Annotated in this window: 14 protein-coding genes; 5 read left to right on the top strand and 9 right to left on the bottom strand. The window is 58.3% G+C overall.

Features of this window, described 5'->3' with window-relative positions; genetic code table 11:
- The coding region (locus ACM6IQ_RS05640; RefSeq protein ID WP_414878232.1) for an RHS repeat-associated core domain-containing protein at positions 1-1,228 on the top strand (1,228 nt) is incomplete at its 5' end.
- A gap of 80 nt (positions 1,229-1,308) precedes the next feature.
- On the opposite strand, the gene glgB is transcribed toward ACM6IQ_RS05640, so the two are convergent.
- From glgB to ACM6IQ_RS05655, 3 genes are all read right to left on the bottom strand, one after another.
- Complete coding sequence (glgB, locus tag ACM6IQ_RS05645; RefSeq protein WP_017338497.1) at positions 1,309-3,540, bottom strand: 1,4-alpha-glucan branching protein GlgB; 2,232 nt, start codon at positions 3,538-3,540, stop codon at positions 1,309-1,311.
- 2 nt (positions 3,541-3,542) lie between these two features.
- A complete protein-coding gene (treS, locus tag ACM6IQ_RS05650) occupies positions 3,543-6,884 on the bottom strand; it encodes a maltose alpha-D-glucosyltransferase (RefSeq protein ID WP_017338496.1) in 3,342 nt (1,113 codons plus the stop codon).
- 204 nt (positions 6,885-7,088) lie between these two features.
- Positions 7,089-9,083 (bottom strand): alpha-1,4-glucan--maltose-1-phosphate maltosyltransferase, encoded by a 1,995-nt coding sequence (locus tag ACM6IQ_RS05655; RefSeq protein ID WP_414878233.1) that lies wholly within the window; start codon positions 9,081-9,083, stop codon positions 7,089-7,091.
- 216 nt (positions 9,084-9,299) lie between these two features.
- Here ACM6IQ_RS05655 and ACM6IQ_RS05660 point away from each other — a divergent pair, with 216 nt between their 5' ends.
- A complete protein-coding gene (locus ACM6IQ_RS05660) occupies positions 9,300-9,467 on the top strand; it encodes a hypothetical protein (RefSeq protein WP_414878234.1) in 168 nt (55 codons plus the stop codon).
- A 139-nt stretch (positions 9,468-9,606) separates the two neighbouring features.
- Here the strand turns inward: ACM6IQ_RS05660 and ACM6IQ_RS05665 are convergent, their stop codons facing one another.
- Positions 9,607-10,116 carry an MgtC/SapB family protein gene (locus ACM6IQ_RS05665; protein WP_017338493.1) on the bottom strand — a complete coding sequence of 170 codons (510 nt, stop codon included), beginning with the start codon at positions 10,114-10,116 and terminating at the stop codon, positions 9,607-9,609.
- Positions 10,117-10,238: 122 nt separating this feature from the next.
- Here ACM6IQ_RS05665 and ACM6IQ_RS05670 point away from each other — a divergent pair, with 122 nt between their 5' ends.
- The 3 genes from ACM6IQ_RS05670 (at position 10,239) to mapR (ending at position 13,685) form a co-directional block, all read left to right on the top strand.
- On the top strand, positions 10,239-10,472 hold the full coding sequence (locus ACM6IQ_RS05670; RefSeq protein ID WP_017338492.1) for a DUF3203 family protein: 234 nt from the start codon (positions 10,239-10,241) through the stop codon (positions 10,470-10,472).
- Positions 10,473-10,667: 195 nt separating this feature from the next.
- Entirely contained in the window at positions 10,668-12,098 is a 1,431-nt protein-coding gene (ccoG, locus tag ACM6IQ_RS05675; RefSeq protein WP_414878235.1) for a cytochrome c oxidase accessory protein CcoG, read from the top strand.
- 177 nt (positions 12,099-12,275) lie between these two features.
- A complete protein-coding gene (gene mapR / locus ACM6IQ_RS05680; protein WP_084320663.1) occupies positions 12,276-13,685 on the top strand; it encodes a GntR family transcriptional regulator MpaR in 1,410 nt (469 codons plus the stop codon).
- A 39-nt stretch (positions 13,686-13,724) separates the two neighbouring features.
- Here the strand turns inward: mapR and ACM6IQ_RS05685 are convergent, their stop codons facing one another.
- The 5 genes from ACM6IQ_RS05685 to ACM6IQ_RS05705 form a co-directional block, all read right to left on the bottom strand.
- Positions 13,725-15,650, bottom strand: coding sequence for an RHS repeat-associated core domain-containing protein (locus tag ACM6IQ_RS05685; protein ID WP_414878236.1), 1,926 nt, complete (start codon positions 15,648-15,650; stop codon positions 13,725-13,727).
- Positions 15,651-15,788: 138 nt separating this feature from the next.
- Positions 15,789-16,328 carry a hypothetical protein gene (locus tag ACM6IQ_RS05690; RefSeq protein WP_414878237.1) on the bottom strand — a complete coding sequence of 180 codons (540 nt, stop codon included), beginning with the start codon at positions 16,326-16,328 and terminating at the stop codon, positions 15,789-15,791.
- Positions 16,329-16,697: 369 nt separating this feature from the next.
- On the bottom strand, positions 16,698-19,469 hold the full coding sequence (locus ACM6IQ_RS05695; protein WP_414878238.1) for an RHS repeat domain-containing protein: 2,772 nt from the start codon (positions 19,467-19,469) through the stop codon (positions 16,698-16,700).
- 88 nt (positions 19,470-19,557) lie between these two features.
- Positions 19,558-20,304 carry an SDR family oxidoreductase gene (locus ACM6IQ_RS05700; protein WP_017338488.1) on the bottom strand — a complete coding sequence of 249 codons (747 nt, stop codon included), beginning with the start codon at positions 20,302-20,304 and terminating at the stop codon, positions 19,558-19,560.
- 223 nt (positions 20,305-20,527) lie between these two features.
- Positions 20,528-22,609, bottom strand: a complete 2,082-nt coding sequence (locus tag ACM6IQ_RS05705; RefSeq protein WP_017338487.1) for a putative bifunctional diguanylate cyclase/phosphodiesterase — start codon at positions 22,607-22,609, stop codon at positions 20,528-20,530.
- Between the last annotated feature and the right edge of the window lie 30 nt (positions 22,610-22,639).

Below are 22,639 nucleotides of genomic sequence, written 5' to 3' on the forward strand. Positions count from 1 at the left end.
GCGTTACTTGCCCGGCCTGGAAATCCGCAGCCACAGCGGCACCGGGGAAATCCTCCACGTCATCATTGCCAGTGCTGGCAGCAACAGTGTGCAGGTGCTGCATTGGGTGCCGACGCCACCCGATCAAATGACGCAGGATCAGGTGCGTTACACCCTCAACGATCACCTGAAATCCAGCACGCTGGAACTGGACCAAAACGCCGGACTGATCAGTCAGGAATGGTATTACCCGTTCGGCGGGACTGCTCTGTGGGCGGGTCGAGACGAAACCGAGGCCAAATACAAAACCATCCGTTACTCGGGTAAAGAACGGGATGCGACAGGGCTTTATTACTACGGCTTCCGTTATTACGCGCCGTGGTTGCAACACTGGATCAATCCTGATCCCGCGGGACCTGTCGACGGGCTCAACTATTACTGCATGGTCAGCAACAATCCCACCACCTTTCTGGATGTACTTGGCAAGAAAGGAGAAAGGTACAACGATGAAGATTTAAGCAACTTCAAAAAAGAACTTAAGGGCTCCACATTAATAACAAACGCCATCAAAGACAATAAAGAAATACAGAAAATTCTTGGAAAAATAAACAAGACGAAATCGATATCAAAACCCGAGCACTTTGGAAAGTTTGCAACAAGAATACTTTTACTGCGCGCAGAACTGAAAAATGAAAAAGAACGGCTAGGACCAGACATTTACAGGATGGCTGACGAACTCTTCCGGTCTGCACTGGGCTTTAATTCTACAACTAGTGGATCTTATGTAGCCTGGAAGGCACCTGCTTTCAACTTATTTGAAGGACCAGGCTGGAGCGCTCCCCAACCTTCTGGGGGTAGTCGGCCGAGTAGCTCTCAACGAGCACAACCAGAACAGCCGCAATTTGAACCAAACCATCGACCTGAAGCGTCCCATTCGCGCAACAGTCACAAACCAGAAAGTCTATTTGTAACTCCTGAAGCGCTGCCACCGCAAACGGGTGAAAAAATCATCACGGGATATAATATGGCCGTCGATATTATCAATAACAAAAATAATATTCGCGCTATTTTTCCTGACGAAGATGAAAACAGTAGAAACCTGAGATTCAAGCAAGTTGCACTACTTATACACCCTGACAAACTCAAACTAGAGGGAGTGGATAAAGTTGAAAAAGCGGCCAACGAAGCCACTAAAATAATTACAGTCTGGAAAGCAAACGGATATCCCGGAACAACAAGTCGTCGATAATCCGACGCCCTCAAGGTGAGCCCCTTTTTTACAGACCCGTATCTGTAGGAAAGGGGCTACCTATAATCAACGTCCCCTGATCAACCCTCCGGCCGCAACATCAACACCGCCAACGGCGGCAGATTCAGCACCAGCGACAACGCCTGGCCATGGCTCGCCTCTTCCTCGGTAAACGCCCCGCCGCTGTTTCCGTAATTCGACCCGGCATACATCGCCGCATCACTGTTGATCACCTCAGTCCAGCGCCCGGCAAACGGTACGCCAATCCGATAGCCCTCACGCGGCACCGGCGTAAAGTTGGCCACCACTAACACCGGCCGGCCGTCCTTGCTCCAGCGCATAAACGCATAAACGCTGTTGATCGCATCATCGCCGATCAACCACTGGAACCCTTGTGGGGCGTCGTCCTGGTCGTGCAAGGCGGGTTCTTCGCGGTACAACCGGTTCAGGTCGCCGACGAGTTTCTGCACGCCTTTGTGTTCCGAATACTGCAGCAAGTACCAATCCAGCTGCTGATCGTGGTTCCACTCGCGCCACTGGCCAAATTCGCAGCCCATGAACAACAGTTTCTTGCCCGGATGTGCCCACATGAAGCTCAGGTAAGCCCGCAGGTTGGCGAATTTCTGCCAGCGGTCACCGGGCATTTTGTCTATCAGCGAGTGTTTGCCGTGAACCACTTCGTCGTGGGAGATCGGCAGGATGAAGCGTTCGGACCAGGCATACACCAGGCCGAAACTCAGTTCGTTGTGGTGATGGGCGCGGTACACCGGATCTTGCTGGATGTAGTGCAGCGAATCGTGCATCCAGCCCATGTTCCATTTGTAGTCGAAACCCAGGCCACCCTGCTGCGTACTTTGGCTGACGCCAGGCCACGCCGTGGACTCTTCGGCGATCACCAGCGCGCCGGGCGCTTCGAGGTTGACCACATCGTTGAGGTGACGCAGGAAGTCGATCGCTTCAAGGTTTTCCCGACCGCCGTGACGGTTCGGCACCCACTCGCCGGCCTTGCGCGAGTAATCACGGTACAGCATCGACGCCACCGCATCGACGCGCAGGCCGTCGACGTGGAAATGCTTGAGCCAGTGCAGCCCAGAGGCCAGCATGTAGCCGTGTACTTCGGTGCGACCAAGGTTGTAGATCAGCGTGTCCCAATCCTGGTGGAAGCCTTCCTGCGGGTTACCGTATTCGTACAGCGCGGTGCCGTCGAATTGCGCCAGGCCGTGAGTATCGGTGGGAAAATGCGCCGGGACCCAATCGAGAATGACACCGATATCGGCCAGGTGGCAGGCGTTGACGAACGCTGCGAAATCATCCGGCGAACCGTAACGGGCGCTCGGGGCAAACTGTGAGAGCAGTTGATAGCCCCATGAGCCGCCGAACGGATGTTCCATGATCGGCATCAGTTCAATGTGGGTGAACCCCAGTTCCTTGACGTACGGAATCAAGCGTTCGCCCAGCTCATGCCAGGTGTACTGGCGCGCCACTTCGCCCAGATCGTCCAGCTCGCACTGCCAGGAACCGGCGTGCAATTCGTAGATCGACAGCGGCGCGCTCGGTTTTGAACGCTCGACGCGAGCCTGCATCCACTCGTGATCCTGCCACTCGATGCTCAAGGGAGAGGCGACTTTCGACGCAGTGTCCGGCGGCAGCGTGGTGGCCAGGGCCATCGGATCGGCCTTGAGCGGCAGAATGCCGTGGGTGCCGAGGATCTCGTATTTGTAAGCCTCGCCTGCCTGCAGGCGCGGGATGAACAGTTCCCAGACGCCGGTCGGGTGACGCAGGCGCATCGGGTGCCGACGGCCATCCCAGTTATTGAAGTCGCCGACCACCGACACCCGTTTGGCGTTCGGAGCCCACACGGCGAAACGCACGCCGTCGACACCGTCGACGTTTTTCAGCTGCGCACCCAGGCAACTGCTCAAGTCACGGTGATTGCCTTCAGCGAACAGGTACAAATCCATTTCACCGAGCAACGGACCGAAGCTGTAAGGGTCTTCGGAAACCTGTTCGCCGCCCGCCCAACGCGTGCGCAGCACATACGGCTGCGCCCGATCGAAATGCCCGACAAACAGCCCGGGCGTTTCGGTGGCCTCAAGGGCGCCGAGTTCCTCCCCGGAATCCTTGGCCAACACCTGTACGCTCAACGCGTCAGGCAGATAGGCCCGAATGAATTGCCCGCCAGCGCCATCGCCATGGGGGCCGAGAATTGCAAAGGGGTCTTGATGCTGGGCGCGTACCAGCGCGTCGATGTCCCGCGATCTGGGCAGTAACGCCTCTTTAGCGTGACCCTGTTCCTTGTTCGAGAAACTCATGACTACTCTCCACCAAGATCGGAAAAGGGTTTAAGCCCACTCAATAATCCATATAAACCGTGCAATGGCACGGGCAACCAGGTGGGCCGATTTTCTGCTTCATAGGCCACCTCGTACGCCGCTTTTTCCAGACCGAACAACGCCAGCGCGGCGTCCTCGCCTTCCGGATCTTGCCACGCATGAGCAAGACTAGCTGCCGCCAGCCGATAAGCGTCGACAAATGCCTGTTTCGCTTCATTTAAATAGCGTTCCGATACCCGCAGCCGGGCTGCCCGGGCATCGGTGGTGTTATCGACGTTGTGCACGTTGATGGCCATAGCCGCCGCGTAGTCGAACGAGCGCAAGACGCCGCTGACATCCTTGTAGGGGCTGTGCTTGCCGCGCCTTTCGGCCAAGGGCCGCGCCGGTTCGCCTTCGAAGTCGATCAGGTAGGCATCGCCCTTGATCACCAACACTTGCCCCAGGTGCAAGTCGCCATGGACGCGAATCCGCAACCCCCCGGTCGCCTTTTTGCCCAGTTCCTGGACGTGGCTGAGGATGGCTTTTTTGTTGTCCAGTAAACGAGTGACCAGGGTTTTGTCCGCCGGGTTCAGTTCGTTTTGATGCTGCTTGAGCAACTTCAGCGCGTGTTCCAGTTGCGCGGCGACATCCTTGGCCGAAGCCAGGGCATCTTTTTGCGTGGTGACTTGCGGGGCGAAGTCCGGGTTGTCCGTGGGCGCTGCCAGCACCTGATGCATTTCCCCCAGACGCTGACCGAGCATCCCGGCGAAGTCGCGCAGTTCGCCGAGGGCGTTGTAATGCTGCTCCTGCTCGGACATGGCATCGGCGAGTTCGTCGCGCAATGCCCGTTCGAGGTTGTTCTGCGTCCATTCCCATGCATCGCCCTGATTGCTCAGATAGCCTTGGGCGATCATCAGCAGGTTGTCTTCGCCCTTGGCATCGCGACGGACCACCGACCCCAGCAATGGAGAGATATTGGCGAAACCCGCATCGGTCAGGTACGCGCTCATTTCCAATTCCGGGTGAACGCCCGAGGCCACCTTGCGGATCAGCTTGAGCACCAGGCTGCTGCCGATCACCACCGAGCTGTTGGACTGCTCGGCCGACAGATAGCGCACTTCCGATTCAGCGCTCAGGCCCAGCTTCGCCAACTCGGCAGTCGGTTCGAAGCGAATCTCGCCGCCATCGGACGGCAGCACAGTGTTGTCCTGCATGCCTTGCAGCACCGCACGGATGAAGTTTTCGAGGCTGAACGCATCCGTGATCAAGCCCACTTGCGGACCTCGTCGCACCCGAGACAGCGCCAGTTGCTGCGGCAACGCGGGGCCCACCTGATCATCCGCAATAAAGCCGAACGGCAATTGGTAACGGCTGGTCTGACCGCCGCTGGTGACTTCGATTTCACTCAGCAGCACCGGATGCAACGCATCACCGAAGCGCACGCCATAGGCCAGGTTGACCTTGTCAATGGCCGCATCCTTGCCGGCGAACCAGCGCCGGTTTTGTAACCAGTTAGGCAGGATGCCCTGTTCCAGCGTGCCGCGAGACGGCGCTTCGAGCAGTTCTTCCATGCGCTTTTTCAGCACCAGGGTGGTGAAGTCCGGCAGGCTTTGCGCCGGTTCTACGTGCCAGCTAGGCATTTGATTCTCCGCTGCGAGTCCGAACCAGTAAAAACCGTAAGGCGCCAGGGTCAGGAGAAAATTCAACTGGCCGATCGGCGGGAACGCGTTACCGCCCAGCATCTCGACCGGCACCATGCCGACGTAGGCCGACAGGTCCAGTTCTGCCGCTTGTGCACTGCGGGACACGTTAGCCACACACAGAATGATCTCGTGCTTGCCATCTGCCCCGGTGAATTCACGGGTGTAAGCCAGAATCCGTCGGTTGCTCGGCGACAGCATTTTCAGTGTGCCGCGTCCGAACGCCTTGGATTGCTTGCGCACGGCGAGCATGCGCCGGGTCCAGTTCAACAATGAATGCGGATCGCCCGCCTGGGTTTCGACGTTGACCGACAGGTAACCGTATTGCGGGTCCATAATCGGTGGCAGCACCAGGCTGGCCGGATCGGCGCGGGAGAAGCCGCCGTTACGGTCGATCGACCATTGCATAGGCGTGCGCACGCCATCGCGGTCACCAAGGTAGATGTTGTCGCCCATGCCGATTTCATCACCGTAATACAGGGTCGGCGTGCCGGGCATCGACAGCAACAGACTGTTCAGCAGCTCCACACGGCGACGGTCGCGTTCCATCAACGGTGCCAGGCGCCGGCGAATCCCCAGGTTGATCCGCGCCCGACGGTCGGCCGCGTAGTAGTTCCACAGGTAGTCACGCTCCTTGTCGGTGACCATCTCCAGGGTCAGCTCATCGTGATTGCGCAGGAAAATGGCCCACTGGCAGTTGGCCGGGATCTCCGGGGTCTGGCGCAGAATGTCGGTGATCGGGAAGCGGTCTTCCTGGGCCAGCGCCATGTACATGCGCGGCATCAACGGGAAGTGGAAGGCCATGTGGCATTCGTCGCCGTTGAGGCCTTTTGTATCGGTGTCACCAAAGTACAGCTGCGTATCTTCCGGCCATTGGTTGGCTTCGGCGAGCAGCATGCGATCTGGGTAATTGGCGTCGATTTCGGCGCGGATCTGCTTGAGGACGTCGTGGGTCTCGGGCAGGTTTTCATTGTTGGTGCCGTCCCGTTCGATCAGGTACGGAATCGCATCCAGCCGCAAACCGTCGATGCCCATGTCGAGCCAGTAGCGCATCACCGACAACACGGCTTTCATGACTTGCGGGTTATCGAAATTCAGGTCCGGCTGGTGCGAATAGAAACGGTGCCAGAAGTACTGGCCGGCGACCGGGTCCCAGGTCCAGTTGGACTTTTCGGTGTCGAGAAAGATGATGCGGGTGCCGTCATATTTTTGATCGTCATCGGACCAGACGTAAAAGTCCCGCGCCGCAGAACCGGGTTTGGCTTTTCGCGCCCGCTGGAACCAGGCGTGCTGGTCCGAGGTGTGGTTGATGACCAGTTCGGTGATGACCCGCAAGCCACGTTTGTGGGCTTCAGAAATAAAGCGCCTGGCGTCGGCCATGGTGCCGTAATCGGGATGCACGCCACGGTACTCGGCAATGTCGTAGCCATCGTCGCGCCGGGGCGACGGGTAGAACGGCAGGAGCCAGATGGTGTTGACGCCAAGGTCGGCGATGTAATCGAGTTTGGCGATGAGGCCGGGAAAGTCGCCGATCCCGTCATTGTTGGAGTCGAAAAAAGACTTAACGTGAACCTGGTAAATCACTGCGTCCTTGTACCAGAGCGGGTCCTTGATAAAGGTGGCAGCCTTGGGTTTCTTCGCCATTTGAAACTCCTGTTGAATTCAATAAAGCCCCCCGCTGAAGCACACAGGCTGCAGAAGAAGGCTCTTTTGTGGCGAGGGAGCGTGCTCCCGCTGGGCTGCGAAGCGGCCCCTGCTTTCGTTCTGACAAACCGCATCCACAGGACTTACGACTGCTTCGCAGCCGAGCGGGAGCAAGCTCCCTCGCCACAAGAGCGGGCAGCCTGTCTAGACAGTGATCCGCCAGATGCCGAACGGTTGATGCGCCGGGTCGATCCGCATGAATTGGTACTTGCCGTGCCACATCCAGCGATGGCCGCTCATCAAGTCCTCGCCCTGAGTACTGGCGTCGTCGGGCAACCCCATTTCCCACAGCGGTAACTCGAAATTCGCTTCCTGAACGTTATGCGGATCGAGGCTGACCGCGACCAGAATGAAGTTGCTGCCATCCTCGCTGCGTTTGCCGAAATACAGGATGTTGTCGTTCCAGGCGTTGTAGACCTTCAGGCCCAGATGCGTGTGCAACGCAGGGTTCTGCCGGCGAATGCGGTTGAGCTGCGCGATCTCGGCAATGATGTTGCCCGGCGCGTTGAAGTCCCTGGGGCGGATTTCGTACTTCTCGGAGTTGAAGTATTCCTCCTTCCCAGGCACGGGTGCGGCTTCACAAAGCTCGAAACCTGAATACATGCCCCACAGCCCGGAGCCCATGGTTGCCAGGGCCGCACGGATCAGAAAGCCGGCGCGTCCGGACTCGTGCAGAAACGCCGGGTTGATGTCCGGTGTATTGACGAAGAAATTCGGCCGGTAGCATTCGCGCCACGGCGACTCGTTCAACTCGGTGAAGTACGTCGACAATTCGTACTTGGTGTTGCGCCAGGTGAAGTAGGTGTAGCTCTGCGAATAACCGACCTTGCCCAGGCGCGCCATCATCGCCGGCGTGGTGAAGGCTTCGGCGAGGAAGATCACTTCCGGGTACAGCGCCCGCACATCGGCGATCAGCCACTGCCAGAACGGCAGCGGTTTAGTGTGCGGGTTGTCGACGCGAAAGATCTTCACGCCCTCCTCGACCCAGCCGACCACGATGTCGCGCAATTCGACCCAGAGGCTGGGGATCGCGTCAGCGGCATAGAAGTCGACGTTGACGATATCCTGATATTTCTTCGGCGGGTTCTCGGCGTATTTGATCGTGCCGTCCGGGCGCCAGTTGAACCAGCCGGGATGCTGTTTGAGCCACGGATGATCCTGGGAACACTGAATGGCGAAGTCGAGTGCGATTTCCAGGCCATGGTCGGCTGCTGCGGCTACCAACCGACGGAAGTCTTCGCGGGTGCCCAGTTCCGAGTGAATCGCCTCATGCCCGCCCTCTTCACTGCCGATGGCATACGGGCTGCCTGGATCGTCGGGGCCGGCGGTGAGGGAGTTGTTCGGGCCTTTGCGGTAGCTGCGTCCGATCGGGTGGATCGGCGGAAAGTACAGCACATCAAACCCCATGTCCTGAATCATCGGCAGCCGCGAATGCACGTCGTTAAATGTGCCATGACGGGCCGGATCGTCGGTGATCGAGCGCGGAAACAACTCATACCAACTGGCGAACTGGGCGATCTCACGTTCGACGTCCAGCGGATACTCGGGGCTGAAGCTCAAATAGGCGCGGTGATCGGCCTGAGACATCAGGTCGGCGCTGCGCTGGTGCAGAAACAGCGCCACCTGCTCGATTTCGAGCAACCCGGCCAGTTCGTGGTGCAGCGCTGCCAGCTCTTCACTCAGTTGGCCTTCGGAGCGTTCGGCTGCCTGTTGAACCAGGGTGCGACCTTCCTGCAGCTCAAGACTGACGGGCACACGGGCCGAGTGCTTCTTCTCCAGCTCATAGCAGAAGCTGGCGAACTGATCGATCCAGGCCTCGATGCAGAACACATAACGGCCCTGACGCGAGACGCGGAATTGGCCTTGATACCCGTTATTGCCCAGCTCACCCATGACTTCGCTTTGCCAGGCGTCATCATCGGCAGCGCGCCAGCGAACCCGCACGGCCAGTTTGTCGTGCCCGTCGGCGAAGACTTTACTCGTGACCACCACGTCTTGCCCGATCACGGCTTTAGCGGCGAATTGCCCGCCATCCAGGGTCGGCATGGTGTTTTCAATGGCGATGCGCGGCAGCAACAAGGCCTGCGACAACGGCATATGAGGGTTGTAGTTCAGCTCTGTCGGTTTTTCTGCAGTCATCGAGCATCTCTCCTTTACGCCCCATGGACGCTCTTGTACCTGATCGTCGTTCGCGCAAGGCCAGCGGCCCCGGAATGAACTCACTTAGGTTCCGAGCGACAGGCTTCGGTAAAGTTCACGTGGATTTGCCCGCATCTGCGGTGGAATCAATTCGTATGCAAAGAGGTCAATCCACTTAAGCACGACTTGCGCCATCTGCCACTGGAGGCTTCAACGATGAGTATTCCAATCCCGGCTGAAACACCCGATCCAAACATCGACACCCCGACGATTCCTCCCACCGAGCCGCTGCCGGTGCCCGAGCAGGAGCCGCCGGGGACTACCCCGCCACCGCGGGAAGATCCGCCGGAGACGATGCCGCCGGTGATCGTTGCCCCCGAGTAAAGTGGCGAGGGAGCTTGTCGGAACGCCGCACCATCCCCTTTGGCTGCGCAGCGGTCGTGATTTTTTGGAGGAGCTTCGCACCCCAGCGGGAGCAAGCTCCCTCCCCACACAAGCTACTCCGCCACAAATGCGCCGTCCGTCAGGGCTTATCTTCCTGCTCGTTTTTCTCAAGCAACTTAACGATCCTCGGCATCACACTGAAAATCGCCAACGCCAGCAACGTACTGAACACCGCCGTCGCCTCACGCCCCAACCCGGCGGAAACACCAATCGCCGCTGTCAACCACAACCCGGCGGCGGTGGTCAGGCCTTTCACGTGGCCCTCATCGCCTTCCTGGTTTTTAAGGATGGTCCCGGCACCGAGGAAGCCGATCCCGGCGATTACCCCTTGCACCACGCGGCTCATGGCATCGGCCTGAGAGCCGGACATCTGCGGCACCAGCACAAACAGCGCGGCACCGAGCGCCACCAGCATGTGCGTACGCACACCGGCGGCCTTGCCCTTGTGCTCGCGTTCAAAACCGAGAATCCCGCCCAACACGGCGGCCATCAGCAGTCTTACCGTGATACGTGTCAGTTGTGAGGCATCGCCAATGTCAGCGAACTCCGCTTGCAGCGTCACCCAAACTTCATGCCACCAGGCGTCCATGGTGCATTCCCTGTAAATGATCGATAGAGGATGGACCGCGCCGACCATTAATCGGTTGCACAGAACGATGGCCGCCTGTTGAGCCCTAACCTTGTATAACCCGCAGAAAAAAGGACCTCTCCATGACAGTGCGCATCGAAAACAAGACCTGCTTTTTCACCACCGAGAACGGCGAGGAAATCCGCCTGTGCCCGGATGTGACCATCGTCACCGACCCCGAGAAAGCAATGTCGGCAGTCGATATCAACGGCCAGCACATCTACATCACCGAAGCAGAAGCCGATGCATTGACCGTAGCAGGTGCGGTGGACGGTCGCCGGCATTTGAAGGCCACGGACAGTGATTCGGTGATTTGACTGACCCGGATCAATACGACCCGCGGGCGCCTGTAATAGCGCCCGTAGGCCCGTTGCCGCAGGTGCTTCAAGTTGTCGCACGTAGCGGCTAAGCGCTCATCTGATCCGCTTTTTATTGCGATACCTGAGTCTGTTATGCAAACAGATCGACGCTCATAGTGACCCGGCCTGATGGAGGCTGATGAGCGTATGACCATGAGCGAAAGAATCCCCGTCCGAACCATAGAAAGTGTCCCGTTAGTCAGCAGCTATGAGCCTTCGCGTCCAAAGATGAAGGCCAAATCCAGCGACAACCTGATCCACACCCGCAGCTTCACCGGCCTGTTCCGCACCCTGCGCATGAGCGGTGCGGGCTTTCTGTTCCTGCTGTTCTTCGGCACGGTGTGGCTGAACTGGGGCGGCCGCCAGGCGGTGCTCTGGGATCTTTCTGAAAGCAAATTCCACATCTTCGGTGCGACCTTCTGGCCACAGGACTTCATCCTCCTGTCGGCATTGCTGATCATTGCGGCGTTCGGCCTGTTTGCGATCACCGTGTTTGCCGGACGCGTCTGGTGCGGCTACACCTGCCCACAGAGCTCCTGGACGTGGATCTTCATGTGGTGCGAGAAGATCACCGAAGGTGAACGCAACCAGCGGATCAAACTGCAAGCCGCGCCCTGGGGCCCGAACAAATTGATGCGCCGCGCGGCCAAGCACACCTTGTGGCTGGCGATCAGTTTGCTGACCGGCCTGACCTTCGTCGGCTACTTCACACCGATCCGCCCGCTGGCCGAAGAACTGCTGACCTTGCAGATCGGCGGCGTCAGTCTGTTCTGGGTGCTGTTCTTCACCGGCGCCACGTACATCAACGCCGGTTGGCTTCGTGAGGCGGTGTGCATGCACATGTGCCCGTATGCACGGTTCCAGAGCGTGATGTTCGACAAAGACACCCTGACCATCTCCTACGACGTCGCCCGTGGCGAAAACCGTGGCCCGCGCAAACGTGACGTGCAACCTGCCGAAGTCGGCCTCGGCGATTGCATCGATTGCCAGCTCTGCGTGCAGGTGTGCCCGACCGGCATCGACATTCGCGATGGTCTGCAAATGGAGTGCATCGGGTGCGCCGCGTGTATCGACGCCTGTGATTCGATCATGGACAAAATGGGCTACGCCCGCGGCCTGATCAGCTACACCTCCGAACACGAGTTGCAAGGTGGCAAGACCCACCTGCTGCGACCACGGCTGATCGGCTACACCGCGGTGTTGCTGGTGATGATCGGTGCGCTCGCCCTGGCCCTCGTCGAACGGCCGATGGTCTCGCTGGACGTCAGCAAGGACCGTGGCCTGTTCCGCGAGAACAGTCTGGGGCAGATCGAAAACATCTACAGCTTGAAGGTCATCAACAAGACCCAGCAACGCCAGGACTACCGTTTGGCCCTGGTCGATGGCGACGGCTTCCAGTTGCAAGGCAAGACCGAACTGAGCCTGGCGCCCGGCGAGATTGTTGACGTGCCGGTGTCCGTGGCGATGACCACTGAACGGCCGAGCAGCAGCTCGCAGAGCATCCGCTTCAAGATTGTCGACAGCGATGAGCCTGACATTTATAGCGTCGCGGACAGCCGCTTTGTTGCGCCGATGAACCGTTGAGCCTTTAAGATGCAGTGCTTGTGAGATGCGGTCCTCTGTGGCGAGGGAACTTGCTCCCGCTGGGGTGCGAAGCGCCCCCAAGATCTACGAAAGATCTACGACTGCTACGCAGCCGAGCGGGAGCAAGCTCCCTCGCCACATCAGTGCACTAACCGAACAATTCCAACCGGGCCTTAGATGAAACGCTACGAAAAATTCGCCGATGACATCGCTGAACTGATCCGCTCCGGCGTCCTTGGCCCCGGCCAGCGCGTGCCGTCGGTGCGCTACGCCAGCCAGACCTACGGCGTCAGCCCGTCCACGGTGTTCCAGGCCTACTACCTGCTCGAACGTCGTGGCCTGATCCGCGCCCGTCCGCGCTCCGGTTATTTCGTCAACACCCATGCACCGAGCCCGTTTTCGGAGCCGGTGATCAGCAGCCAGGTCAACGAATCCACCGAAGTCGATGTCAGCGAACTGGTGTTCTCGGTGCTCGACTCGATCAAGGACCCCAACACCGTACCGTTCGGTTCCGCGTTCCCCAGCCCTACCCTGTTTCCCCTGCAACGATTGTCCCGTTCCCTGGCCAGTGCCGCCCGGGACATGGACCCGCGCATGGTCGTCACCGACATGTCGCCGGGCAACCCGCAACTGCGTCGACAAATCGCCCTGCGCTACATGGTCGGCGGCCTGATGCTGCCCATGGAAGAACTGCTGATCACCAACGGCGCACTGGAAGCGCTGAACCTGTGCCTGCAAGCCGTCACCGAACCCGGCGACCTGGTGGCCATCGAAGCCCCGGCGTTCTACGCCTGCCTGCAAATCCTCGAACGGTTGAAGCTCAAGGCTGTGGAAATCCCCGTGCACCCGCGCGACGGCATCGACCTCGGCGTGCTCGCGCAAACCCTGGAACGCCACCCGATCAAGGCCTGCTGGTGCATGACCAGTTTCCAGAACCCCATGGGCGCGACCATGCCCGAGGCGAAGAAGCAGGAACTGGTGGAGCTGTTGCGCACCCACCAGGTGCCGCTGATCGAAGACGATGTCTACGCCGAGCTCTATTACGGCCAGCAAGCACCGAAACCGGCCAAGGCGTTCGATACCGAAGGGTTGGTGATGCATTGCGGCTCATTCGCCAAAAGCCTCGCGCCGGGTTATCGCATTGGCTGGGTGGCTGCCGGGCGTTATGCGCAGAAGATTGAGCGGTTGAAACTGATGACCTCGCTGTGTGCGTCAATGCCGGCTCAGGCGGCGATTGCCGATTACCTGCAACATGGTGGCTATGACCGGCATTTGCGCAAGTTGCGTTATGCGTTGGAGGAGCAGCAGAGTGCGATGCTGGCGGCGATTGCCCGGTATTTCCCGGCGCAGACTCGCGTGAGCCAACCAGCAGGCGGGTACTTTCTGTGGCTGGAACTTCCGGCGCAGATGGATTCGTTGAAGTTGTTTCAGATGGCGTTGGCGCAAGGGATCAGCATTGCGCCGGGGCCGATATTTTCGCCGGCGCAGCGGTTCAGGAATTGTATTCGGTTAAATTATGGGAGCCCTTGGGATGAGGCTTCGGAGAAGGCGATGGAGACGTTGGGGCGGATTGTGCGGTCGTTTTGAAAATAAAACTATCGTTGGGGGGGGGTTATAGCTGCATTGCTACTTCGCGTTTCGGCGTGGCGCTGACAGGCTTAGGCTTTGTATAAATAAGGCGTGTGTATCTGCATTCCTGAATGCCAAGTCCTTCCGTGTGTCAGGGTCAATATTAAAAAACTCAATATATGCAGCATGCATTCTATCGCCCAGCACAATATTCTTTTGAGAAGCCAGATCTGTAGACGACAATAACGTCCTCGAAGCTATTTCAGCCTTTTCAATCTCGATTAAATCAATAGACCCCCTTCGACTATCCGACAGTTCACTATAGCTGGCAGGTCGACTAAAATACCAACTATCCAAAGTATCTAGCACTTCCTCCATATGGGTTATCTCGTGCAAAATGACACGCGCAACTTCCCAGTCTGGCGCCTCTTCTATGTATTTCGAATTGAAATATATTTTATGATCCCCATCAATTACAAATGAGGTCATGCGAGAGCCAGGCGCACTGAATGCTATTACTCGCGTAGTATCTTCCGTGAGATCTTCAATATAGAGACGCGCTGTTTTATATGCTTTAACCATAGTTGAATACCTGTAACTACTATTCTCTCCAAAAAAAGCTTCCACATGCCTCACATCCTCATCTCGAAGCGTTCCGGCGTCCAATGAATCGATGGCATCTTCAAGCTGTTTTTTTGCGATTTCGAAGCCTTTTTTTAAGGCGCTTGCCATCTTAGGCGACTCTCCTTCTATATCTTTCATGCCCCGCCACATCTGCTTCCTGTCAAACGTCATGCCTTCTTCTACTGTATTTTCAAGTTCAATACGCTTTGCACTAGGAGGCGTCGGGGAGCGCCCATCAGGGTCCACTAAATTAACCGGGTTGTTTTTGACAAACCGATAAAAATTCAATCCGTCCACATCCCCCACCGGATCCGGATTCAACCAGTGCTGCAGCCACGGTGCGTAATAACGTACGCCATAGTAATAAAGCCCCGTAACATCTCGTTCTTTCCCCGAATACCGAATGGTCTTGTAGCTGGTTTCCACTTCATGCCGCCCGGCCAGCCACGCCGTGCCACCAAAGGGGTAATACACTTCCTGGCTGATCGGTTTCGCCAGGGCATCCACCTCAAAGGCACTCGACCCCAGGTGATCATCGAAGCAGTAACGCAACTGATCATTTACCACTCCATCAGGAGGTGGACTGTCCCAATGCAGCAGCCGTACCGAGCAGCGACCTGCCTTAACGCTAATGACCTGCAGCTGCTCCCCAGATGCCGTGTTGACGTGCACTTCGATACCCGGCAGGTAGCGCACTTCGGCTGTGTGGATGACGGATTTAGCTGCAGCGCTGCGCCATTTGCGCAGACGCATGCCCTCAGCATCGTAAACGTAGCGCTCCCAATCATTCGCGGCAACGATCCGGGTGACTTGGGTGACCTGGACCAATTCATTGCGACCATTCCATTGCAACGCCTGACCCGGTTGCAGCTCCAGCAGATTGCCGCGAGCATCGAACAGCGCCTCCAGATCCGCACCCGGTCGATCTTTGACGCTGCGATTGCTGTGCGCCGCCACCTGCATGGTCAAGGTGTCGTTCTCGGCACCGAGATGAGTGCGCTCCAGCAGATTACCGGCCTCATCGTAATGATAGGTTTCGCTGTAGTTGCTCCAACGGCTGGCATCGGGCGGGCCGAAGGCTTGCCACTCGGGCAATGCGAGGCCGAATGAGGGCTTGGCGGTTTCCCAGCCGGTGGCTTTGATCAGTTGATTCAACGTGTCGTAGGTGAAGCGGCGGACCGGTTCGATGCGCTGGTTGGCGAAATACTGGATCAGTAACGCGGCGTCGGTGATTTCGGTGATGTTGCCCGCCGGGTCATAGCGGTAGCTCAGGTTTTGCAAAAACACGCCGTCCGGGCCTTGATTGGCCAGCGACAGCAGATGCCCATCGGCCGGGTCATAACTGGAAACGGTGCGCATGCCGTTGCCGGCGAGCTCCTGCTGAACCTGTCCGAGCGCGCTGTACTCGATGGCGCTGACCAGCGTTTCGGCGGCAGGTTGTCCGGCCCGTTGCAGGCGAACTTCGCGCAGCTGGCCGGCCCGATCATGGGCGAAGTGTCAGACGTGGCCCTTCGCATCGGTCTGGCTCAGCGCCTCGCCGGTTGCCGCGAAGTTCCAGGCAGACTGCGAACCGTCACCCGGCTCCAGCAAGCTGTTGCGTTCAGTCTCGGCGAAGGGCCAGTCCGGCGGATCCAGGCTGTCGAGGAAACGACGGACTTCGGCGAGGACCACACCCGACAGCCCGTACTCGGGCAGCAATCGGCTCCCCGCCGGATCATCCTGTCGCACCGGTTGGCCGCAGCGATTGTGCCGCGCATTGTCCGTCGAAGAACTGCCCCAGGTGATCCGCTCGGCACAGAGCTCGGCTTCGTCGACGCTGTGCTCGAAGATTGCCACCGGTCGCAGCAACGCATCAACTTCGGTGCGGCGGTGCCAGCCTCGCTGATCCCACGATTCAATGGGCTGCCCGGCCGCACCGGGCAAACTCAGTTGCCAGCCGGCATCGACGCTGTCGCTGCACAAACTCTGGGCTGACAGGCTGTAAAAAGTATGTAGATTGGGCGGAACCGCAGCACCCGATTGAATCAACGCAAACAACCGGGGATCCCATTGCTCGGTGAGCCTGCCCGTTGCATCGTGAAGCTGATGCGTGACCCGCGTTTCAAAGGGATCACCCACATCGCGTCGATGATAAGCCACCTCACGCACGGGCAACCCGCGTGGCTCAATGGCGCTTATTGACGGTGTGTAACTGTGCAAATCGTGGCACTCAACGATGGAGAGGCCACTCGCAATTTAGGCGTGCCGGAGATTAACGTCTACTGTCAACAATGACAGTAGACGTTGGTCCCCGTTGATCAGAGGTTGGAATACTAGAGCAGATAAACTCGCTGTGGCGGATTGTGCGGTATTTTTGAGCAGTCCTTGAATAATCTCCAAGGCAAGACACTCATTGAGTCGCGCCATTTAAATAGCCGGAGCCATAATATAACTCGCGTAGTTATCAGGATTTCTAAATGCCATTTTTGTTCGAAGCGCAGGAGTTTTTTTGAAACTCTCTAATGCTTCATCAATGGATGCGCCCCCCGCAACGCTTACAAAGTCATCTTGAACGCTAGGATCGATATCATCTATTACAATATTTGTTGTCGTCATCATTCTTTTCGACATGCTTGCCATGGCCGCATTTTTCGAGGTTTTTAAGTCAACGTTTCCGCTGACAAGTTTGGCGCCAGCATAGTCGCTAGATGTCGGCACCAAATACCATAAGTCTTTTTGAGCACTTATAACTTTGCTTTGATGAATGCGCTCATGAATAATAATAAAAGCTAACTCTTCTGTCGGAGCACTTGTGAAGAACTGATTGTTTACGTATATTTTTTCTCTTCTATCGCCAGGAATGACAAATGCGGCGGTATCTGCGTAGTCGCCATCGACATCGTCGAAAACGACAATTTTTTCAGACATGTCAGTAATTCGCTTAAGTCCTGACAATGCTTCTTTGTAAACCTTGATTAACTGATCAGTATTGCTGCCACCTTCAACTCCGAAGTGTGCGTTCAGTTTTTCTCGATCATGGCTACCATTTTTCAACTCCTCCACACTTCGACTCAAACCCTCTACTGCTAATTTAAGCGCTTCTTTTAGTTTGCTAGCCAAAAGTGGCAGGTGAAGACTGATGTTCGCCATTCCTCTATGCTTGACAATGTCAGGAATTCCGATTTTCTGTTCGAACATAACATCATATTCGGCAGCTGAAATTGGGGCGTATCCGTCGGGATCAAAAAATACAAGCGGCCTATTGTTTACAAAATCATAAAAATTTAACGCATCTATATCCCCCGCGGGATCTGGACTCAGCCACCGCTGTAACCATGGCGCGTAAAAACGCGCGCCATAGTAATAAAGCCCCGTCGCATCTCGTTCCTTGCCCGAGTAACGGATAGTCTTGTAACTGCTTTCCACCTCCTGCCGCCCCGCCAGCCACGCCGTGCCGCCAAACGGGTAATACACTTCCTGGCTCATCGGTTTCGCCTGCGCATCCACTTCAATCGCACTCGACCCCAGGTGATCGTCGAAGCAGTAACGCAGTTGGTCGTTTTCCACGTCATCGGGGGGCGGACTGTCCCAATGCAGCAGCCGCACCGTACAGCGCCCCACCTGAACACTGATAACCTGCAACCGCTCACCCGTGGCACTGTTGGTGTGCAACTCGATGCCCGGCAGGTAGCGTACTTCGGCTGTATGGATGACGGATTTCGCTGCAGCACTTCGGCATTTGCGCAGACGCATGCCTTCAGCATCGTAAACGTAGCGCTCCCAATCATCGGCGGCAGCGATCCGGGTTACCTGGGTGACCTGGGCCAATTCATTGCGACCATTCCACTGCAACGCCTGACCCGGTTGCAGCTCCAGCAAATTGCCACGAACATCGAACAGCGCCTCCAGATCCGCACCCGGTCGATCTTTGATACTGCGATTGCTGTGCTCCGCCACCCGCATGATCAACGTGTCGTTCTCGGCACCGAGATGAATGCGCTCCCGCAGATTGCCGGCCTCGTCATAGTGATAGGTTTCGCTGTAGTTGCGCCAACGGCTGGCATCGGGCGGGCCGAAGGCTTGCCACTCGGGTAATGCGGGACCGAATGAGGGCTTGGCGGTTTCCCAGCCGGTGGCTTTGATCAGTTGATTCAACGTGTCGTAGGTGAAGCGGCGGACCGGTTCGATGCGCTGGTTGGCGAAATACTGGATCGGTAACGCGGCGTCGGTGATTTCGGTGATGTTGCCCGCCGGGTCATAGCGGTAGCTCAGGTTTTGCAAAAACATGCCGTCCGGGCCTTGATTGGCCAGCGACAGCAGATGCCCATCGGCCGGGTCATAACTGGAAACGGTGCGCATGCCGTTGCCGGCGAGTTCCTGCTGAACCTGTCCGAGTGCGCTGTACTCGATGGCGCTGACCAGCGTTTCGGCGGCAGGTTGTCCGGCCCGTCGCAGGCGAACTTCGCGCAGCTGGCCGGCCCGATCATGGGCGAAGTGGCGGACGTGGCCTTTAGCATCGGTCTGGCTCAGCGCCTCACCGGTGACCGCGAAGTGCCAGGCAGACTGCGAACCGTCACCCGGCTCCAACAAGCTGTTGCGTTCAGTCTCGGCGAAGGGCCAGTCCGGCGGATCCAGGCTGTCGAGGAAACGACGGACTTCGGCGAGGACCACACCCGACAGCCCGTACTCGGGCAGCAATCGGCTCCCCGCCGGATCATCCTGTCGCACCGGTTGGCCGCAGCGATTGTGCCGCGCATCGTCGGGCGAAGAACTGCCCCAGGTGATCCGCTCGGCACAGAGCTCGGCTTCGTCGACGCTGTGCTCGAAGATTGCCACCGGTCGCAGCAACGCATCAACTTCGGTGCGGAGGTGCCAGCCTCGCTGATCCCACGATTCAATGGGCTGCCCGGCCGCACCGGGCAAGCTCAGTTGCCAGCCGGCATCGACACTGTCGCTGCACAGTGGCTGGCCGGAAAGGCCTGGGATGCTGACCAGATTCGGCCGCACCGCGACGCCGGACTGCGCCAGGGCAAACAAGCGAGGATCGCGCTGTTCAGTGAGCCGACTCGCCGCGTCATAAAGCTGGTGCGTGACTCGCGTCACCACCGCTTCGCCGGCGACGCCTCGATAATAGGCCAGGGCACAGACAAGTAAACCGCGGGGCTCAATGACACTGATTGATGGCGTATGGTTGTACAAGTCGTGGCGCTCACCGATGAGAGGCCACTCGTAATTTAGGTGCGCGAGCTATCGACGTCTACTGTCACAAATGACAGTAGACAGCCATTCAGCGCCCACCACCAAGATCAACAAACGTGCCGGTCGCGTAAGAAGCCTTGTCCGACAACAACCACACAATCGCCTCAGCCACTTCATCCGGCCGGCCCCCGCGCGCCATCGGGATCGCCGATTCCAGTTTGCTGACCCGGTCCGGATCGCCGCTCAGCGCATGGAAATCGGTGTAGATGTAACCGGGGCGCACGGCATTGACCCGAATGCCTTCGCCCGCCACTTCCTTGGACAGGCCGATGGTAAACGTGTCGAGCGCGCCTTTGGACGACGCGTAATCCACGTACTCATTTGGCGCTCCCAGGCGCGAGGCGACCGAAGATACGTTGACGATACTGCCGCCCTGCCCGCCGTGTTTCGGCGACATGCGCAGCACGGCGTGCTTGGCGCAGAGGATCGGCGCCAGGACGTTGGTCTTGAGGGTTTTGAGAATGCGGAACTCGGACATTTCGTCGACGCGGGATTTGTGCCCCACGGTCCCGGCATTATTGACCAGCGCGGTCACCCGGCCCAGTTCGGCGTCAACGCGGTTGAACAGCCCGATCACTTCGTCTTCGATACTGACGTCGGCTCGTACCGCGATGGCCTGGGCACCGAGGGCGCGTACTTGCTCAAGCACGCGGTGCGCCGCCTCTTCGTCGGATTGATAGTTGATGCAGATCCGATAGCCCTGTGCGGCGGCCAACAAGGCTGTGGCGGCGCCGATGCCGCGGCTGCCGCCGGTGATGACGATGACTTTGTCCATGCGAGCGTTTCCCCCGTTAAAGCGTTTGCAGTCGGGGCCAAGAATAACCGCCATTGGCGGGTTTTGCATGGGGTCTGTGGTTGTCCTGTGGCGAGGGAGCTTGCTCCCGCTGGGCTGCGCAGCAGCCCCAAAGCCTTGCGTCGCAGTGCATCAGTTAACCGCATACATTGTTTTACGACTGCTGCGCAGTCGAGCGGGAGCAAGCTCCCTCGCCACAGAGGGGTCAACTTACCGCCAACCGCTCCCCGCGAAGAATATCCACCATGAAGCGCTCCGCCGGCAGCGGATGCCCCAACAGATAGCCCTGCAACGAGTCGCAACCGAGTTGAGTCAGGAAATCCTGCTGCACATCGGTTTCCACGCCTTCGGCAACGATGCGCAAATCCAGCGCCTGGCCGAGGGCGACGATGGCGGAAACGATGGCCGCGTCGTCGCTGTCACGTTCCAGGTCGCGAACAAACCCCCGGTCGATTTTCAGTTCGTTGGCCGGCAGGCGCTTGAGGTACATCAGGCTGGAATAGCCGGTTCCAAAGTCGTCAATCGACAGGTCGACACCCATCTCCGAGAGTTCGTTAAGCACCATCATGCTCGCATCGGCATCGCTCATGGCGGTGGTTTCGGTGATTTCCAGGGTCAGGCTGTTGGCCGGCAAATGATGCGTAGCCAACGCCTTGGCGACACTCTGGACCAGGCCAGCGTGGCAGAACTGCAAAGCCGACAGATTCACGGCGATGCGCCAGTCGGTGTAACCGAGCACGTACCATTCGCGCATTTGCCGGCAGGCTTCGTTGAGCACCCAATCGCCGATTGGAATGATCAGGCCGGTCTTCTCCGCCAGTTCGATGAACTTGTCCGGCAGCAGCATGCCCTGCGTCGGGTGCACCCAGCGCAACAACGCCTCGGCGCCGACAGGCCGGCCGTTGCCGGCATCGAATTTAGGCTGGTAGTAGAGGCAGAATTCTTGCTGTTCCACTGCATTGCGCAGGTCTTGCAGCAATTGCAGCTGTTTGCGCGCGTTGCTGTTCATCGAGGCGTCGAAGAAGCTGTAGCCGTTTTTGCCCGCGCCCTTGGCGTGATACATCGCCGCGTCGGCGTTCATCAGCAGTTCTTCGCAGGTCTGGCCGTTTCCCGGATAAAGGGCGATGCCTACACTGGCGGATATTTGCAAATCATGTTCAGCAACGCGAAACGAGCGCGCGATCAGCCCGACTTGCCGCGCCGCCAGATTCAGTGCGTCATGTTCATCAGCCAGTTGCACCAACAGCACGAACTCATCGCCACCAATCCGCGCCAGCGTGTCCTGGCTACGCAAGTCCTCACGCAGGCGCAGTGCGACTTCGCGCAGCAACTGGTCCCCCATGTGATGGCCGAATGCATCATTGACCGGCTTGAAACCGTCCAGATCGATGAACATCAAGGCAAAACAACCGCCTTGCTCCTGTACTCTCGACATGGCCTGGTCGATACGGTCAGCCAGCAACACCCGATTTGGCAGACCGGTCAGGGTGTCGTGCAGCGCCAGTTGGGTGAGTTCGCGATTAGCCTCTGTCAGCGAATGGGCCAGCTCGGCGGTGCGAGCCTCCAGGCGCGCATCGAGAATCGAGGTGAGCAAGGCAATGCTCAGCACCGCCATCGTAGTGATCAGTACCAGGCTGTCCAGGCCCTTGCCGTTCAAACCGTTGATCGCCGCGCCACAAAAACTGCCGTCTGGAAAACGCGCAGCGGCCATGGCGGTGTAGTGCATACCGACAATGGCAATGCCCATGATCACCGCCGCGCCGCCTCGAAGCAGACTGACAGAAGGCGTGTGCCGGCGCAGGCGGAAGGCGATCCATAATGCAGCGCCCGAGGCGCCGACGGCGATGAGCAAAGAGGCGCCGAACAATGTCGGGTCGTAATCGATACCCGGTTGCATGCGCATGGCCGCCATGCCGGTGTAGTGCATGGCGCTGATGCCAGCCCCCATCACCAGCGCCCCGAACGCCAGTTGCCAGCCCGGCAGTTGTGGCTGGCTGACCAGCCACAGGGCAAAGCCGCAGGACAGAATGGCGGTCAGCAGCGACAGGGCCGTCAGGGTAACGTCGTAGCCGAGGTCAATCGGCAGTTCAAACGCGAGCATGCCGATGAAATGCATCGACCACACGCCGATGCCCATCGCCAAAGCGCCGCCGGCCGTCCACAAATGCACGGCACGGCCTTTGGCCGTGGCGATGCGCCCGGTCATGTCGAGCGCGGTGTAGGACGCGAGAATCGCCACAAAAAGCGAGATGATAACCAGCGTGGGGGAATAGCTACCGATGAGCATGGGACTTCTCGTGACGACCCGCCGTACTGC

It is taken from the genome of Pseudomonas sp. IT-P100 (assembly GCF_949767185.1).
Classification (GTDB): domain Bacteria; phylum Pseudomonadota; class Gammaproteobacteria; order Pseudomonadales; family Pseudomonadaceae; genus Aquipseudomonas; species Aquipseudomonas fluorescens_B.